This window comes from Enterobacteriaceae bacterium ESL0689 (genome assembly GCA_029433525.1).
Taxonomy (GTDB): domain Bacteria; phylum Pseudomonadota; class Gammaproteobacteria; order Enterobacterales; family Enterobacteriaceae; genus JAQTIF01.
The window spans coordinates 1670802-1685787 of the sequence record JAQTIF010000001.1 but is presented as its reverse complement, the minus strand read 5'-3'; the positions used below and the strand labels follow the sequence as shown (position 1 = coordinate 1685787).

The following is a 14986-nucleotide window of genomic DNA, read 5'->3' as shown; positions in this document are numbered from 1 at the left end:
TCGGTGTTTATTATGATTAAAGAATATGATGTAGTTAGAGCAACAAAAACTTTATCAAATAAAGTGCTAAAAGGATGTGTAGGAACAATTTTGATGATATATAACAATCCCACTTTAGGGTATGAGATTGAATTTGTTGATGAAAATTGTAATACCTTAGATGTTCTAACGGTTTCTCCAAAAGATATTGAACCATTAGACAATTTGTGCTCGCGTGATATTAACTGTTAACATCGTTAGCGGAATAGTCGATGGCAGCACTGCTGCCACCGTGGCAGGGGCACAGGCCGGGAAGACCACGGTTGAGAATAATAATCTGGGTCTGCCATCAGGGCTAATGAGTTACGGTCAGTCGATACAGTCTTACGAAAAATATGCCCAGGATAAGAATCTGCCACCGGAGCAAATACAGGCCGATTTGGCTCAAATGGTGAAAGGTGATTTGCCAGAAAGCGCGGATATTATTAAAGCTATACTGAGTAATAACCCCGGTTCTGATACTGTAATGGCAGTATTGTCAGCACAGGACGCAAAAGATTATGCTCTGGCACTATTGACATCGATCCCGGCAGAAAAGGTGCTGTCACTGGTTGGTAAAGGCCTTAATGTCATTGATAATAAAATTCTGATCAGTGCTGCTGAGAAGATATCAACGGCGAAGCCGGGCCAACAGTTTACAGCACCAAGAGATCTGAATGAGCAACTTTTGTGGAATCAAGTTAAGGATAACCCGGCAGCAGGTCAACCACTTAGAGGTATGAATAATGACCCTCGTTTCCCCACAAGTGCAGGCTTCCAAAAAATGCAGGTAGTCCAGAAAAATTCCAAAGGGGAATCGATCACTATTCATTACCAATACAATGTGAATACTGGTAAGGCTTATGATGTGAAAATCACGACTCCGCAGAGAGTTAACTCTAATCCAGCGGAAGTGATCAATTCAATAAAGGATAAAGTGAAGTGAAAATAAGAGATGGTTATGAAAACATTAAAGTTTATGCGATCTATTGGATGAATAATAAAACGTACTTCTATGGAATGTCTAAAGGTTATGAGGGTCTTTTATCCTACGATTCTTCAGAGGTGCAAATTACCGATCCAATATTATCTGGCAACTTTATCTATTTAAAAGATGGTATTTTTTATAAACCACTGATAGATGAAAATCTGCTAGATAACTTAGTTGAAGGGTTGCCTGATTCCTATAACCGTTTTCTTGAGATCCTGAAAGCAGAAGGTCAGGTAGATCCTGACTTCTATTAACCATTAAAGCTCCCGTCCATCGAGCCGGGAGCTTTTTATCTGCCTCTCACGCTTCAGCCAGCCGGATAATCAGCTGCCCCGCTTTCGGGAACACTTCGATCTTCTGGCCGGTGCTGAAGCCAAAATCCGCCATCCAGTGCCCCTTCAGGGTGATGGATGGCGATGGCTGAAACTTACGCTGATCCCGGATATATCCCACGGTATAACGCCGGGCTTTGGTTAAAACCTGTTCTGGCTTATGATGTTGTGCAGCCATAATAACTACCTCTCTTAGTTGTTGTGGTCAGCGGTTAAGGCAGGTTGCCGCCTGTCTTAACTGCGTTCAGTTATCTGTTTAGCCTGATACTTCAGTATCATCCCGTCCAGTAATGCCTTGATAATCCGGCGTTCTTCTTCCGGCATCCCACTGATGGCCTCAAACTGCAGTGCCATATCGTCAGAGGGGCCGCGCTCATGCTCCTCAAATACCAGTTCATCCAGTGAAACATGCAGCACCTTAGCCAGCCGGATCAGGGCGTCTAAGGTCGGTTGTGCCGACCCCGCCTCATATGGACGTCAGGGCGTGGCCGCCGCCCGGCCATTAAACATAATGTGTGGGTATTATGCGCAGTCGCCCCGCTCCCCTTCTCAGCCTGCCCTGCCCTTAATGTGCGGGCCGTCTTCGCACAATACACATTATGTCTTGCGCCCCCGCATTATCGTCCGGGTGCGGCCGCCATCCCTGGCGGCTTCCTGCGCCTTCACCGTGTTCAGCCAACAGCAACAAGGCAGGTCGGCCTGACGGCCTCCGCTTAACAACTTCATGCCCGCCCGGCTGCGTCTGTCTGCGGCGGCTCGCACTGCGTTGCTCGTTCCCGCCTCGCCAGCTTCCGCTCCCGCCCCGGTTCAGTGTGGTCATGCAAAATCAAACCCCGGTCATACAAAGTGCCACAGAGTGCCGTACCGGCCCTTGCGGGCTTCGCCAGCCCGCACCCGGCAGACGGTTCGCCAGGCCACAGCAAGCTGTGACCTGGCTCCCGCCGCGATGAATAACAGGTAATGACAACCGGAGTGATGTTGTTAAAATGCGCGTGTGCAGGCGGGATGCCAGGGTATAGCGGTAGCGTGTCCGGAGCGAAAAAGCGCGTCGGGAAAAAAATGGTAGTCCTGAAAATACACCAGAGAAAATACAGCTCGCTGGCCGGGTGTGCAGCAGGAAAAGTTGTTGTTGATAACAACAACCTGGGTAGTGCGGCTGGTTCAGGTCTGGGGTTCTGGTTAGGTAAGACGCCGGACTGTGATGCCGCCTGTAAGGCTGATATCGCTGAAGGAAATCTGGTGGTTTCAGCAGGCGTCGCCACCGTTGCCGGGGGCGCAGTTATAGTTGGCGCTACACCGGAAATCACGGCAGAAGCGGTAACACCAGGTGGTATTGGTGCGACAGGTGCTATCGGGGTTGGTAAGACAGCAGCAGAGGCTGCGGCGGCTAAAGCGGAAGCGACAGCAGTCAGTGCAGCGAAGAATGGCGGAAGGGGAACTTCTGTAAGTTCTGGTGCAGAAAACATCGCAACTTATCCTAAGTTGAAAGATGAGCTGATACAGCAGAATCTGAATAACATTGCTAAGCATGATCCAAGGCTGGAGATTGCCATTAAAGGTGATGGTTCAGGTAAAATAGATTTTTCTATGGGGAAAGGATCAAGGGCTGAAGCTGACAGGTTAGGCCAGATATGGCTCGGTGAAGGTGCAAAGCAGACTAGTGGGGGTGGCTGGATCAGTGCTGATGGTACGCGTGGGTATCGCTCTCCTTTTGCAGCAACAGGTATACAAGCAAATTTTGAAACTTATAAAATCAATCCGATGGGTAAGCCAGTCAAAGTTGGTAATGGCCATCTGAATATTTTGGATTAAAAATGAAAGCAATACTGAAAAATATTGATTGTCTTCATCATGAACTTAATAGTTACAATCAGGAGCTTGATGATATTGCTATAACATTAACTCTAACGATAGGTATTCCTGATTTACCTGGTGGAGATAATTTTGATGTTTTCATCTGCACTCCAGAGTGGCTCTGTAAGAATCAGTGGCTACCAGAACTGATGCGGCATACTCTTCTGGTACGTAAATACGATCTGAATGAGATCAAAAAAATCATCGCAGATTATATAGATCAATGTGAAGGTAATGACTGGATGGAAATAGCGCAAAAACTCTCTCGCGTTTTTGCCTGGGAATTTGAAGATTACCAGCCATAGTGAACTGAGTTGTACTAAGGACGAACAGAAATGGGGGTATCGGTGGCAGTTATTACCTGGTCATCTAGGCCGCCACCGCGGTCCTACAGAGACAGAGGCTGAATAGCGGTAGAGTGAACAGCCATTGCCAGGGCGGCCGTGCCCTACATCGCTGAAATCATCGGCCACCATGCCGGAATTGATAACAATGACGAGTAACCATCCGGTAAACTCACATTGACAGATCGCCAGGATTATGGAGGACGTTTATAAGGAGGTGAAGTATTGTGGATGGTTACGATCAGGCAGGAAAAATTTCGAGAGTAATAAAAAATGAAAAAAATCACCTTAAAATGGCTATTTATTTTCATTTACCTCATGATATCTATCCCGGCTGGAATATTTATTTCAGCTGTAATTACACAGATAGCTATTAGAGTATTTTACTGTCTATTTTCTGATGTTGCTTTAGATATATCTACCATAGACTATATAAAAATCCTGAAAGGGAGTGTAGCTGGAGGTTCCATAGGAGCAATAGGCTGCTGGTGGATTTACTTTAAACACCACAGGAAATACAGATAATCCTCCTGTAAAAATCAGCATAATCAGGATCGTTAACTACAATCCTGCGTTAAATAAAACCCCGGTTTAGTCTGAGTCGGGGTTTCTCTTTTGCCATCACTCAGTAACGTGTAACCATCCGGTAAACTCATATTTTCTTGATTATTTCATCAGGTAATATCGCCCCCAATACTTCATCTCCTGACGAAGGTTTTCCATAATCCTGGCGATCTGTTAATGTGAGTTTACCGGATGGTTACGATAATTTCACGATCTCCTCTGTTTTTGCGTACCCGCTCGTAAATCTGTAATTATTTTCCCCTGCCACATCAGTTCTGGCCTAATATTCATTCTGAAACATGTTTCATATCTGTGTCAGCTATTTATGTATCCATTCACTATCTAAAGGAAAAAATCTATTTATATGAAAGTTAACCCTTCATTGAATATAATATTCACTGAAAAAGAACGTGATATAAATACGCCAGCAATGAAACTTAACATAACCATCAACAAACCGGTTTACATCCTGATCGCTTTAATAAGCAGCCTGGCTGGTCATATGATCATAACGATTTGAATCAATTGATGAATAAATACTTTTCCCGGAAAGTTCACTTTCCGGGAGTTTACGCTTCTGACAGATGACTTTCAGTAATATCAGTAGCCACGCTTAATTTTCGGGATATCTCCGGTATCATTCAGCGCGCCGGGAAAGTTTTTCAGCCACTGCTTCACTTTTTCCTGATTAATACTGACCACACTCAGCCCTTCTGCGCAGCCCCATAATTCCCGGCTGTTCTGGGTAGTGATAACAATACAGTCCGGCATCACCCTGATTTTTACCGGCATATTGGGAATAAATCCCGCCCGTGAAAACCACTCACCCGACAGTGGTAAATAATTGACCCGCATCCGGTCATAAAACTCCATCCGTGCCAGCGGGGAGGATAATTCTGATTCAGGACAGTTTTGCAATGTTTCTGTTTCAATTTTGCGTGCCTGCCCGCGCTTTTGCGGTTTACTGCTTTCTGTCGCAAATTTCGTTTTGGCAACAGCGGATTCTGGCTTAACATCTCTCTTAGCCATATTCAACTCCTGGTTAGTTGTTTGTGGTCAGCGGTGTGAAGGTGGTGGTACACCTTCACACCGCGCTAGGCTGTGTCCTTTAACCTAACAAGCGCCTTAAAAACAACCTGATTGCCCCCAGTTTTAGCATGCTCAGATAGTTTCTGGCTGTTTTTTCTGAGCGCGTGGCTATTCGACGGTTTTCTTTCAGTATTGCAAAGCAGCGTTCCACCACATTGCGCTTTTTATATAACTGACGATCCAGCGCTCGACGACCATCACGGCTTGCTTTTTCGTTTGATTTGAAAGGAATAACTGCCTTTATTCCCTTCGTTTTTAAATAAATACGAAGATTACCGCCTGAGTATCCTTTATCCGCCAGCACAGCTTTGGGGCGCGACTTCAGACAACCACTTTTTCGAATAACACCGATTTGTCTGAGTAAGAGTTTTGCGTACTGACTTTCGTGAGCCTGCCCACCGCTCAGGCAGAAACTTAAGGGTAATCCTGTACCATCTGTTGCCAGATGGATTTTGGTGCCAAAGCCGCCGCGTGAGCGACCCAGCCCATGGTCATCTGAGTCATCGGGATATTTTTTTTTGCACCCGCAGCCGCTTTCAGGGCCCTGATGTTACTTCCGTCAAGTGCGATGACATCCCAGTCAATCAACGATTTTTCATCAAGTATCTGAAGTAATTTATTGAAAATACTGTTCATTACGCCACTTTTTGACCACCGGTTAAAACGGTTATATATCGTTTTCCAGCAGCCGTAACGTTCAGGTAAATCCCGCCATGGGGCACCGGAACAAAGGATCCAGAATATGCCATTCATGACGTGTCTGTGAGAAAAATAAGGGCGTCCCCCTCTGGAAGAGGCTTTTTCAGGTGGCAGCATGGGAGAGATCAGTGCCCACGCCTCATCCGGGAAATCGTAGCGAGCCATATCTAAAGGACTTCCTGTAGTGAGACAGATACCAGATTGTACAAAAAATAGTTACGGGACACACCCTAATTTAACAGAACAGTTTTCTTTATAACTCATGCTCCGGTTAACGGGTTACTCTGTGCGCTATTATACAGTACTGAATAAAAACACAGGGCTGTTTTTATCGTGGAAGTTTATTAATGCGATACAGCTCCGGAAATTAATACAACACCATGTAACGTTATCGTGTTAATTCTCATGTTGGATACTTTATCAATTCAGCGGAAGTTTATAACAACGGACAGCTACGATAACCACGATGGCACCATCAGCGCCGGGCATGACCTGACGCTGACCAGCACTGCGGAGCACGGCAGTGAATTTCACCAGACCGAAGAGAAGCACTCCGGCCTCTCCGGCAGTGGCGGCATCGGCCTGACCTACGGCAGCCAGAGCCAGAAAGTCACCGACAGCGCCCAGACCCTCACTCAGCACGGCAGCACCGCCGGAGCCACTCAGGGCGATGTTATTCTCCATGCCGGGGATGTGCTGACGGTGAACGGCTCAGAGCTGATTGCCGGTCACGATATGGTGCTCAGCGGGCAGAGTGTCGCCCTCACCGCCGCCACCGAACACAGCCAGCAGACCCACAGCGTTGAACAGCGCACCTCCGGACTGACCCTCGCCCTCTCCGGCAGCGCGGGCACTGCCCTCAGTAACACTGTGCAGTCGATTAATCAGGCAAAGGGGCGGGATAATGACCGTCTCCAGGCGCTGTATGCCGTCAAAGGCGGGCTCTCTGCCATTCAGGCCAGTCAGGCGGTGCGCCTTGATGAAGCTCAGGGGGCGGCAGCCGAAAACGACAACACTATCGGCATCAGCCTCTCTTATGGCAGCCAGTCATCCAAATCAACCCAGCAGCAGACGCAGTATTCGGCCGCCACCAGCAACCTCACGGCCGGAAATAACCTGACGGTGGTTGCCAGTGGTCAGGACGGAAAAGGAAACATCCTGTCACAAGGCAGTCAGCTGCAGGCCACCCACGATATCACCCTCGACGCACAGCATGACATCACCCTGCTGTCAGCACAGAACGCCTCCTCGCTCACCGGCAGTAACCACAGCAGCGGCGGCACCCTCGGCTGGGGCAGCCTGCACAACAGCGCAGAGTATGATGTCGAGCACAGCAGTGCCGGAATGAGCTCCGGTGGCAGTATTGGCAGTCAGTTTACTGGCAACATGGCCAGCAGCCTGCTGAACGGCCTCAGTGACCACGGCAAGGCGGACGGCACCACCCAGTCTGCGGTCAGTAACGGAACACTGATTATCCGGGATAAAGACCACCAGCAGCAGGATATTGCCGGCCTCTCCCACGACACGGAGAAAGCCAACGGCAGTATTCGTCCCATCTTTGATAAAGAGAAAGAACAGGATAAAATCGAACAGGCGCAGGTTATCGGCGATATCGGGAATCAGCTGGCGGATATTGGTCGCGTGGAAGGTAATATCCGCGCCACTCAGGCCGGTAAGCTGGAGCTGGCGGGAAAAGGCATTTATGAGCCGGAACCGGGAGCCAGTGCTGAAGACCGGGAGAAGTACAACACCCTGCTTGCGAACACAGAAGGCTATAAAGCCGAACAGCAGAAATGGGGCACCGGCGGCAGTTATCAGCAGGCCATCCAGGCCACTACCGCAGCCCTGCAGGGGCTGAATGGTGGTAGCGTGACCCGCAGCCAGTGCCGGGGCGGCTGCGCCTTACATTGCTGAAATCATCGGCCACCATGCCGGGATTGATAACAATGATGAGGCAAAAGTCGCTGCCCATGCTGTAGCCAATGCAGTACTGGCCTCGCTTCAGGGACAGAGTGCGCTGGCCGGGGCTGCAGGTGCCGCCACGGGAGAACTTACCGGTATACTGGCGATGCAGATATACGGCAAGCCAGTCAGTGAGCTGAGCGAAACCGACAAACAGAACATCAGCGCGATGGCAACCCTGGCAGCGGGTATTGCGGGCGGGATAGCCGGAGACAGCACCGCTGCCGCGGTAGTCGGGGCACAGGCCGGGAAGACGACTGTTGAGAATAATGCGCTGGCTAATGTGCTGGCTGCGGCTAACAAGCAGAAACCCGGCACGATAGAGAATTATCAGACGATAACACAGGAAGCAATGTAACCATCCAGTAAACTCATATTTTCTTAATTATTTCATCAGGTACTATCAGCCTCTCTTTTAACTGACGAGAGGCGTTTACCAATGAAAAGAAAATGGTGCATTGAACAAAAAAAGCAACATGTCGCTGACTGGCGCGCCAGCGGTCTTACCCGCAGACAATACTGCGTGCTTAACGACATTTCCTTTGCTTCCTTTCGTGACTGGCCCCGGGATGTCGCCCGGGCTGAACAACCTGCCAGGGCTCCCGCTGTACTGCCTGTTCATCTCTCCGGCTCATCATCCCCTGTGGCTGGAACCGTGACATTCTTTCTGCATGGCGGAATTCAGCTGCGCTGTCTTCCTTCACAATTTAAACATCGGTTCCGTTAGCGGGAGAATTGTCTGGCAGTGAAACTGCCAGACAAAACCACTCACTACCGTCGTTACATTAAAGGTTGTGCCAGTTGTACCAGGTTGATTAATGGCTGCGGCCAGAGACCGAGGAGCAGCACCAGCAAGGCAGAGACCAGCACCACGATACCCCCCACACTGATCGGTCCCGGCGCAGCAATCTCAAGCTGCGGCGCTGACGGTGCTTTCAGGAACAGGCTGACCGCGACACGCAGATAGTAGTACAGGCCGATAGCCGATCCCAGCACCACTGCGGCCACCAGCCACCACAGATGCGCATTAAGCCCGACCGCCAGTAAATAGAATTTACCGATAAAGCCCAGGGTCATCGGCACCCCGGCCAGTGACATCATCGCCACCGCCATCACTACCGCCAGACAGGGACGCTGCCAGAACAGGCCGCGATAAGCAGAGAGCGCGTCGACATCCGGCCCCTGACAGGGGCTGGAGATCAGGCTGACCACACCGAACGCCGCCAGACTACTGAACAGATACCCCGTCAGATAGATAGCCACCGCTTCTGTCGACAGCGTGCCACTTTGTAACGCCACCAGCGCCACCAGTAAATAGCCCAGGTGCGAGACAGAAGAGTAACCCAGCAGGCGCTTGATACTGTGCTGGCTAAGCGCCATCAGGTTGCCGAAGAGAATAGAGGCGCAGGCCATCAACGTCAGCACCACCTGTACCGCTTCACTACTGGCGATCGGGACATACAGGAACAGGCGCATTTCAACCGCGAAAATAGCGATTTTGCTGGCGGTGGCCAGTAACACCGATACCGGCGCAGGTGCCCCCTGGTAGACATCCGGCGTCCACAAGTGGAACGGCACCAGCGATAGCTTAAAGCCGAGGCCGACGATCATCATCCCGGCTCCGGCCAGTAACAACGGCGACCGCAAAGCCTCATCGCTCAGGTTCTGACCTAATGTCAGGAAAGCGAGGCTACCGCAATCGGCGTAGATCAATGCCATGCCAAATAACAGAAACGAGGAGGCCGCCGCAGAGAGCAGCATATATTTAATGCTGGCCTCCAGTGAGCGTTGCTGTCGCCAGGCATACCCCACCAGGCCAAACAGCGGGAGCGAAATTAATTCGATACCGAGGAACAGCGCCGCCAGATGGTTCGCGCCAGCGAGAAGAAGACCGCCAAGAGTGGTGATTAAGACCAGCAGGTAGAACTCTTCTTTATTATCCTGATAGCCGACAAGCCATGGATAAGCCAGGCAGCAGGTCGCGAGGCTCGCCAGCAAGACCAGCCCGCTATAGAACAGCGTGTAACCGTCTACCCGAATCAGTGGCGTGACATCAATCGCCCCGTTTTGTCCGGCGCAGAACAGCGAAATCAGCGCAGCGCTCAGCCCGATAACCGATAGCGTGGCAGTCAGAAAATGATTACGTCGCCACGCAATGGAAAGCATCACAACGACTACCGTCAGGCCGACGATCAGCAACGGTAGCAGTGCGTTCAGTTGTTGTGGAGTGATGGTCATGGCGAATTACAGCCCTGTAGTAGAAACAGAATGAATAACCCACTGCTGGATGTTGCTCATCGCAGCACTGGACGTGTCGAGCACCGGCTGTGGGAAGACACCAAGCAGCACCAGCAGCACCGCCAGCAGCAGGACGATAACGCATTCACGCACCGACAGTCCCGCTAATTGCTGGCTGGCGACGTCGCTTTTCGGCTGACCAAAAAAGACGCGACGAATCATTGACAGTGAATAAATCGAGGCGAACACCAGCCCCAACGTGGCTATCACCGTGATCAGCGGCACTACCTGATAGCTGCCGAACAACAGCATAAATTCACCGACAAAGTTACCGGTTCCCGGCATCCCCAATGTCGCGACCGCAAAGAACAGGGTCAGCCCCGGTAGCCAGGCGATTTTATTCCATAATCCCCCCATCTGACGCATATCGCGGGTATGCAGGCGTTCATAGAGCTGGCCGCAGAGCATAAACAGCCCGCCCGCCGATAGCGCATTGGTAATCATCTGGATCACCGTTCCCTGATACGCCAGCAGGTTGCCACTGTAGATAGCGATCATCAGAAAACCCATATGCGAAATAGAGGAGTAAGCCACCAGCCGTTTGATATCGGTTTGCACAAAGGCCATCCATGCGCCGTAAAAAATACCGACGACGCCGAGCCACATCGCCACCGGCGCGAACTCTGCCGAAGCATTGGGGAATAGCGGCAGTGAAAAACGCAACAGACCATAGGCGGCAGTTTTCAGTAAGATGCCCGAAAGATCGACCGAGCCCGCCGTTGGCGCAGCCGCATGGGCATCCGGCAGCCAGCCATGCAGCGGTACTACCGGCATTTTCACCGCGAAAGCGATGAAGAAGCCCAGCATCAGCCAGTATTCCATACTGCGCGACATCGGGGTGTTGAGCAGCTGGTTATAGTTGAACGTCCAGCTGCCGGTGGCATGGAAACAGGTAAGTACCAGTCCAAGGATCGCCACCAGCATCACCAGACCACTGGCCTGGGTATAGATGAAGAATTTGGTGGCCGCCGCGATACGTGTCTGGTGGTCATCTCCTTTATGTCCCCACAGGGCGATCAGGAAATACATCGGCACCAGCATCATTTCCCAGAAGAAGAAGAACAGGAACAGATCGATGGCGATAAATAAGCCAATAACGCTGCCGAGGATCCACATCAGGTTGAGATGAAACAGCCCCTGTTTTTGACTGATTTCGTTCCATGAACTGAGCACCGCCAGCAGACTGAGCAGCGCGGTCAGCACCACCATCAGTAATGACAGGCCATCCAGCGCCAGATGAATACTGATACCGAATTGCGGTATCCACGCGCGGATATATTCCACCTGCCACTGCGGCAGACCGACAGCAGAGGTCTGGGAATAATCGCCCTGTAACCAGAGTTGCAGCGCCAGTATCAGCGTGAACCCCGCCGTGAGCAGGGCCACTGCGCGTGGCATCCTGGTGCCAAAGCGTTCACTCTGCCAGCAGAGAAACCCACCGATCAAGGGGATGAGTATTAACCAGGGTAATAGCATAGCTACGTATGTCCCTTATCTTAATTTCCGACTCACCGTCAGAAATAACTTTCTAAAATATGATTTCATCCGGAGCAAACCCGCTGCTCCGGTAAACCGACAATCTCAACGCAAGACCATGAGCAACATCAGCACGATAATCGCACCGATGCCCATCGATGCCGCATACCAGCGCACATAACCGTTCTCGCTAAGCAGCAACCCTTTTCCGGCAACACGGGCGAGGATCGCCGGGATATTCAGCAAGGCATTCAGCGGATCGCACTTCAGCAAGCGGGCGATCGCGAGGAATGGCTGCACAAAGACTTTGTCATAGAGCCAGTCAAATCCCCAGCCACTGAGCCACCAGCGATCGAGCAGACGACCCGGCGCACTGTGGGCTATCGCCGTCACTAGCTGGCGTTTACCGAGCCATAATGCCGCCGCGAGGGCAATGCCGAGGATCGCCACCGTTGCGGAGAGCACCTCCAGCATCAGCAGCGTGCTATGTGACAGTTCGCTGGTCGCGGGCAGCACATTGCGCAGTGGCGGGGTGATCAGTGCGCCGACGAAAGTCGATAATATCATCAACACGATCAGCGGCAGATTGTGGGCGATCCCCTTCCCGGCATGAGCCTGAATCTGGGCTTTACCGAAGAAGACGATAAAGATCATCCGGAAGGTATACAGGGAGGTCATAAACGCCCCGAACAGACCGGCGATCACCAGATTAAAGTGACCATTCGCCAGTGCCCCGGCCAGAATTTCATCTTTACTGAAGAAACCGGCGGTGATCAGCGGCAGTGCCGACAGCGCCCCACCGCCCACCAGGAAGCAGAGATAGGTCAGCGGGATAGACTTACGCAGGCCACCCATTTTGAAGATATTCTGTTCGTGATGACAGGCGAGGATCACCGAACCGGAAGCCAGGAACAGCAACGCTTTGAAGAAAGCATGGGTCATCAGATGGAAAATCGCCGCATCCCAGGCCTGCACCCCCAGCGCGAGGAACATATAGCCTATCTGGCTCATCGTCGAGTAGGCCAGCACCCGTTTGATATCGGTCTGTACCAGCGCCGCAAAGCCAGCCAGCACCAGAGTGACCGCACCGATAACGCCTACCAGCTGGAGGATCTCCGGGGTCAGCAGGAACAAGCCGTGGGTGCGGGCAATCAGGTACACCCCGGCGGTGACCATTGTCGCGGCGTGGATCAGGGCCGAGACCGGCGTCGGCCCGGCCATCGCATCGGCAAGCCAGGTCTGCAATGGCAACTGCGCAGACTTACCGACCGCGCCACCCAGCAACATTAGGGTGGCCCAGCATAGCATCTGATTGCCTGCGGCAAAGTGCTGCGGTGCCAGCGCGACCATTTCACGAAAGTTGAGGGTTCCCAGCTCGTTGTAGAGAATAAATAAGCCAATCGCGAGGAACACATCACCGATGCGGGTCACGATAAAGGCTTTCATCGCCGCCGCACCGTTTTTAGCCTCGCTATAGTAGAAACCGATCAGCAGATAGGAGCACAGCCCTACCCCTTCCCAGCCGAGGTACATCAGCAGCAGGTTATCCGCCAGCACCAGCACCACCATGCTGGCGATAAACAGGTTAGTGCAGGCGAAGAAACGGGCGTAGCCCGCTTCACCACGCATATACCATGAGGCGAACAGGTGGATCAGAAAACCCACCCCGGTGACTATCAGCAGCATGGTCAGCGAGAGGCCATCGACGATCAGGTTAACGTCGATATGAAATTTGCCGACCGATATCCACGTCCACAGCGGAACACTGACCGCCTGTTGCTGGACGGTGAAGAAATCGATCGCGACAAACAAGCTCACCAGCGCGGCCAGCCCGACACTGCCGACACCAATAGTCGCCGAGAGATTTTCTGACCAGCGATCACGGGAAAAGGCCAGTAAGAGAAAGCTCAGTAATGGCAGAAGAACCGTTAATGGCAACATATTCATCCGTGCAACTCACTTACTGAATCGATATTCAGATTCTGACGGCGGCGATGGAGCTGTAGCAGCAACGCGAGACCAATACTCGCTTCCGCCGCCGCAAGGCTGATGGTGAGAATGTACATAATCTGTCCATCGGCCTGGCCCCAGTAGCTGCCAGCGACGACGAACGCCAGCGCCACTGCGTTGATCATGATCTCAAGGCTAATCAGCATAAACAGCAGATTACGCCGGATAATCAGCCCGCAGAGACCGAGGACAAACAGGACAGCGGCGAGGATCAGTCCGTGGGTTAAGGGGATCATAGATGTTCCTCCGTTTTGGTGATATCGCTGTCGTTCTGACGCGGGTTTGACGCTTCAGCGGTGCGTTCTTCGCGGCCAATATGGAACGCGACAACCAGCCCGGCCAGCAGCAGCATCGAGGCCAGCTCCACCGCCAGGACATAGGGCCCGAACAGGGTCATCCCCACCGTTTTCGCGCTGATGACGCCATTGCCAATGCCCTGATCAGGCAGCGAGCCAATCGCATAAATCATCACCGCAAGGAGTATCGCGGCAAGCACCGCGGGCCCCATCCAGCTTGCTGGCTGTAGCCATTGACGCTCCTGGGCGATTTCACTGCCACCGAGATTGAGCATCATCACCACGAAGACAAACAACACCATAATCGCCCCGGCATAGACAATAATTTCCAGCGCCCCGGCAAAGTAAGCCCCCAGCGCGAAAAACACTCCGGCGATCGCCAGCAGCGAAATAATCAGATACAGCAAGGCATGCACCGGATTGGTATGGGTTACCACCCGCAGGGTAGCGAGGATGGCGATCAGGCCACAAAGATAAAATGTAAATTCCATTGCCCCTCCCTACGGTAACAGGCTCTTGACATCGACCGGCTTCGCTTCATGTTCTGCGTCGCCTTTATCTTTGCCATCGATGGCCATACCCGCCATCCGGTAGAAGTTATATTCCGGGTACTTACCCGGCCCGGAAATGAGCAGGTCCTGTTTCTCATACACCAGGTCCTTGCGTTTGTACTCGCCCATTTCAAAGTCGGGCGTTAACTGGATCGCGGTGGTCGGGCACGCCTCTTCACACATGCCGCAGAAGATGCAGCGTGAAAAGTTGACGCGGAAAAATTCCGGATACCAGCGGCCATCCTGCAACTCCGCTTTTTGCAGAGAGATACAGCCAACCGGACAGGCGACTGCACAGAGGTTACAGGCGACACAGCGCTCTTTACCGTCCGGATCACGGGTAAGCACAATGCGTCCGCGATAACGGGGAGCCAGATAAACCGGCTCTTCCGGATACATTCGGGTTTCACGTTTATCGAACGCGTGTAGCCCGGTGAGCCAGATACTACGAAGCTGGGTGCCAACCCCCACCAGTAATTCTTTTAAGGTCATGGTCAATTCA

At 51.9% G+C, this 14986-nt stretch carries 18 protein-coding genes and 1 pseudogene; 9 read left to right on the top strand and 10 right to left on the bottom strand.

Features of this window, described 5'->3' with window-relative positions:
* Nucleotides 1–12: 12 nt before the first annotated feature.
* From PT300_08195 to PT300_08185, 3 genes are read left to right on the top strand one after another with little or no spacing between them, the layout of a single operon-like run.
* On the top strand, nt 13–231 hold the full coding sequence (locus PT300_08195; GenBank protein ID MDF7680573.1) for a DUF4926 domain-containing protein: 219 nt from the start codon (nt 13–15) through the stop codon (nt 229–231).
* Nucleotides 215–964, top strand: a complete 750-nt coding sequence (locus tag PT300_08190; protein MDF7680572.1) for a VENN motif pre-toxin domain-containing protein — start codon at nt 215–217, stop codon at nt 962–964. Before PT300_08195 ends, PT300_08190 begins: the two co-directional genes overlap by 17 nt.
* Complete coding sequence (locus PT300_08185) at nt 961–1263, top strand: hypothetical protein (GenBank protein ID MDF7680571.1); 303 nt, start codon at nt 961–963, stop codon at nt 1261–1263. The genes PT300_08190 and PT300_08185 overlap by 4 nt, the downstream gene beginning before the upstream one ends.
* Before the next feature lie 46 nt (nt 1264–1309).
* Here the strand turns inward: PT300_08185 and PT300_08180 are convergent, their stop codons facing one another.
* Together PT300_08180 and PT300_08175 are read right to left on the bottom strand one after the other, a co-directional pair.
* Complete coding sequence (locus PT300_08180) at nt 1310–1519, bottom strand: SymE family type I addiction module toxin (GenBank protein MDF7680570.1); 210 nt, start codon at nt 1517–1519, stop codon at nt 1310–1312.
* A gap of 56 nt (nt 1520–1575) precedes the next feature.
* Nucleotides 1576–1800: pseudogene (locus PT300_08175) on the bottom strand (transcriptional regulator).
* Between the two features lie 516 nt (nt 1801–2316).
* On the opposite strand from PT300_08175, the gene PT300_08170 reads away from it, so the two are divergent.
* The 3 genes from PT300_08170 (at nt 2317) to PT300_08160 (ending at nt 4064) form a co-directional block, all read left to right on the top strand.
* On the top strand, nt 2317–3153 hold the full coding sequence (locus PT300_08170) for a hypothetical protein (protein ID MDF7680569.1): 837 nt from the start codon (nt 2317–2319) through the stop codon (nt 3151–3153).
* A gap of 2 nt (nt 3154–3155) precedes the next feature.
* Entirely contained in the window at nt 3156–3500 is a 345-nt protein-coding gene (locus PT300_08165) for an immunity 8 family protein (GenBank protein MDF7680568.1), read from the top strand.
* A gap of 312 nt (nt 3501–3812) precedes the next feature.
* Nucleotides 3813–4064, top strand: a complete 252-nt coding sequence (locus tag PT300_08160) for a hypothetical protein (GenBank protein ID MDF7680567.1) — start codon at nt 3813–3815, stop codon at nt 4062–4064.
* 639 nt (nt 4065–4703) lie between these two features.
* Here PT300_08160 and PT300_08155 read toward each other — a convergent pair.
* Complete coding sequence (locus PT300_08155) at nt 4704–5132, bottom strand: SymE family type I addiction module toxin (GenBank protein MDF7680566.1); 429 nt, start codon at nt 5130–5132, stop codon at nt 4704–4706.
* Nucleotides 5133–5211: 79 nt separating this feature from the next.
* A protein-coding gene (locus PT300_08150; protein ID MDF7680565.1) for an IS5 family transposase occupies nt 5212–6056 on the bottom strand; the annotation gives its coding sequence in 2 pieces (ribosomal slippage) (nt 5212–5711 and nt 5711–6056; 846 coding nt in all).
* 240 nt (nt 6057–6296) lie between these two features.
* Here PT300_08150 and PT300_08145 point away from each other — a divergent pair.
* The 3 genes from PT300_08145 (at nt 6297) to PT300_08135 (ending at nt 8580) form a co-directional block, all read left to right on the top strand.
* Complete coding sequence (locus tag PT300_08145; protein ID MDF7680564.1) at nt 6297–7805, top strand: hemagglutinin repeat-containing protein; 1509 nt, start codon at nt 6297–6299, stop codon at nt 7803–7805.
* 154 nt (nt 7806–7959) lie between these two features.
* Entirely contained in the window at nt 7960–8211 is a 252-nt protein-coding gene (locus tag PT300_08140; protein ID MDF7680563.1) for a VENN motif pre-toxin domain-containing protein, read from the top strand.
* Nucleotides 8212–8292: 81 nt separating this feature from the next.
* A complete protein-coding gene (locus PT300_08135) occupies nt 8293–8580 on the top strand; it encodes an IS66 family insertion sequence element accessory protein TnpB (GenBank protein MDF7680562.1) in 288 nt (95 codons plus the stop codon).
* Between the two features lie 53 nt (nt 8581–8633).
* Here the strand turns inward: PT300_08135 and nuoN are convergent, their stop codons facing one another.
* From nuoN to nuoI, 6 genes are all read right to left on the bottom strand, one after another.
* Nucleotides 8634–10091 (bottom strand): NADH-quinone oxidoreductase subunit NuoN, encoded by a 1458-nt coding sequence (gene nuoN, locus PT300_08130; protein ID MDF7680561.1) that lies wholly within the window; start codon nt 10089–10091, stop codon nt 8634–8636.
* A gap of 6 nt (nt 10092–10097) precedes the next feature.
* Complete coding sequence (gene nuoM, locus PT300_08125; protein ID MDF7680560.1) at nt 10098–11627, bottom strand: NADH-quinone oxidoreductase subunit M; 1530 nt, start codon at nt 11625–11627, stop codon at nt 10098–10100.
* A gap of 105 nt (nt 11628–11732) precedes the next feature.
* Nucleotides 11733–13574, bottom strand: coding sequence for an NADH-quinone oxidoreductase subunit L (gene nuoL / locus PT300_08120; protein ID MDF7680559.1), 1842 nt, complete (start codon nt 13572–13574; stop codon nt 11733–11735).
* Nucleotides 13571–13873 carry an NADH-quinone oxidoreductase subunit NuoK gene (gene nuoK / locus PT300_08115; GenBank protein ID MDF7680558.1) on the bottom strand — a complete coding sequence of 101 codons (303 nt, stop codon included), beginning with the start codon at nt 13871–13873 and terminating at the stop codon, nt 13571–13573. Before nuoK ends, nuoL begins: the two co-directional genes overlap by 4 nt.
* Nucleotides 13870–14424 carry an NADH-quinone oxidoreductase subunit J gene (gene nuoJ, locus PT300_08110; GenBank protein ID MDF7680557.1) on the bottom strand — a complete coding sequence of 185 codons (555 nt, stop codon included), beginning with the start codon at nt 14422–14424 and terminating at the stop codon, nt 13870–13872. Before nuoJ ends, nuoK begins: the two co-directional genes overlap by 4 nt.
* A 9-nt stretch (nt 14425–14433) precedes the next feature.
* Nucleotides 14434–14976 (bottom strand): NADH-quinone oxidoreductase subunit NuoI, encoded by a 543-nt coding sequence (gene nuoI / locus PT300_08105; GenBank protein ID MDF7680556.1) that lies wholly within the window; start codon nt 14974–14976, stop codon nt 14434–14436.
* Nucleotides 14977–14986: the final 10 nt, after the last annotated feature.

Excerpts from the sequence above, each read along its gene's own strand:
- PT300_08195 (MDF7680573.1), top strand. The coding sequence starts at position 13 with ATGATTAAAGAATATGATGTAGTTAGAGCAACAAAAACTTTATCAAAT.
- PT300_08180 (MDF7680570.1), bottom strand. The coding sequence starts at position 1,519 with ATGGCTGCACAACATCATAAGCCAGAACAGGTTTTAACCAAAGCCCGG.
- PT300_08170 (MDF7680569.1), top strand. The coding sequence starts at position 2,317 with ATGTTGTTAAAATGCGCGTGTGCAGGCGGGATGCCAGGGTATAGCGGT.
- PT300_08165 (MDF7680568.1), top strand. The coding sequence starts at position 3,156 with ATGAAAGCAATACTGAAAAATATTGATTGTCTTCATCATGAACTTAAT.
- PT300_08160 (MDF7680567.1), top strand. The coding sequence starts at position 3,813 with ATGAAAAAAATCACCTTAAAATGGCTATTTATTTTCATTTACCTCATG.
- PT300_08155 (MDF7680566.1), bottom strand. The coding sequence starts at position 5,132 with ATGGCTAAGAGAGATGTTAAGCCAGAATCCGCTGTTGCCAAAACGAAA.
- PT300_08145 (MDF7680564.1), top strand. The coding sequence starts at position 6,297 with ATGTTGGATACTTTATCAATTCAGCGGAAGTTTATAACAACGGACAGC.
- PT300_08140 (MDF7680563.1), top strand. The coding sequence starts at position 7,960 with ATGCAGATATACGGCAAGCCAGTCAGTGAGCTGAGCGAAACCGACAAA.
- PT300_08135 (MDF7680562.1), top strand. The coding sequence starts at position 8,293 with ATGAAAAGAAAATGGTGCATTGAACAAAAAAAGCAACATGTCGCTGAC.
- nuoN (MDF7680561.1), bottom strand. The coding sequence starts at position 10,091 with ATGACCATCACTCCACAACAACTGAACGCACTGCTACCGTTGCTGATC.
- nuoM (MDF7680560.1), bottom strand. The coding sequence starts at position 11,627 with ATGCTATTACCCTGGTTAATACTCATCCCCTTGATCGGTGGGTTTCTC.
- nuoL (MDF7680559.1), bottom strand. The coding sequence starts at position 13,574 with ATGAATATGTTGCCATTAACGGTTCTTCTGCCATTACTGAGCTTTCTC.
- nuoK (MDF7680558.1), bottom strand. The coding sequence starts at position 13,873 with ATGATCCCCTTAACCCACGGACTGATCCTCGCCGCTGTCCTGTTTGTC.
- nuoJ (MDF7680557.1), bottom strand. The coding sequence starts at position 14,424 with ATGGAATTTACATTTTATCTTTGTGGCCTGATCGCCATCCTCGCTACC.
- nuoI (MDF7680556.1), bottom strand. The coding sequence starts at position 14,976 with ATGACCTTAAAAGAATTACTGGTGGGGGTTGGCACCCAGCTTCGTAGT.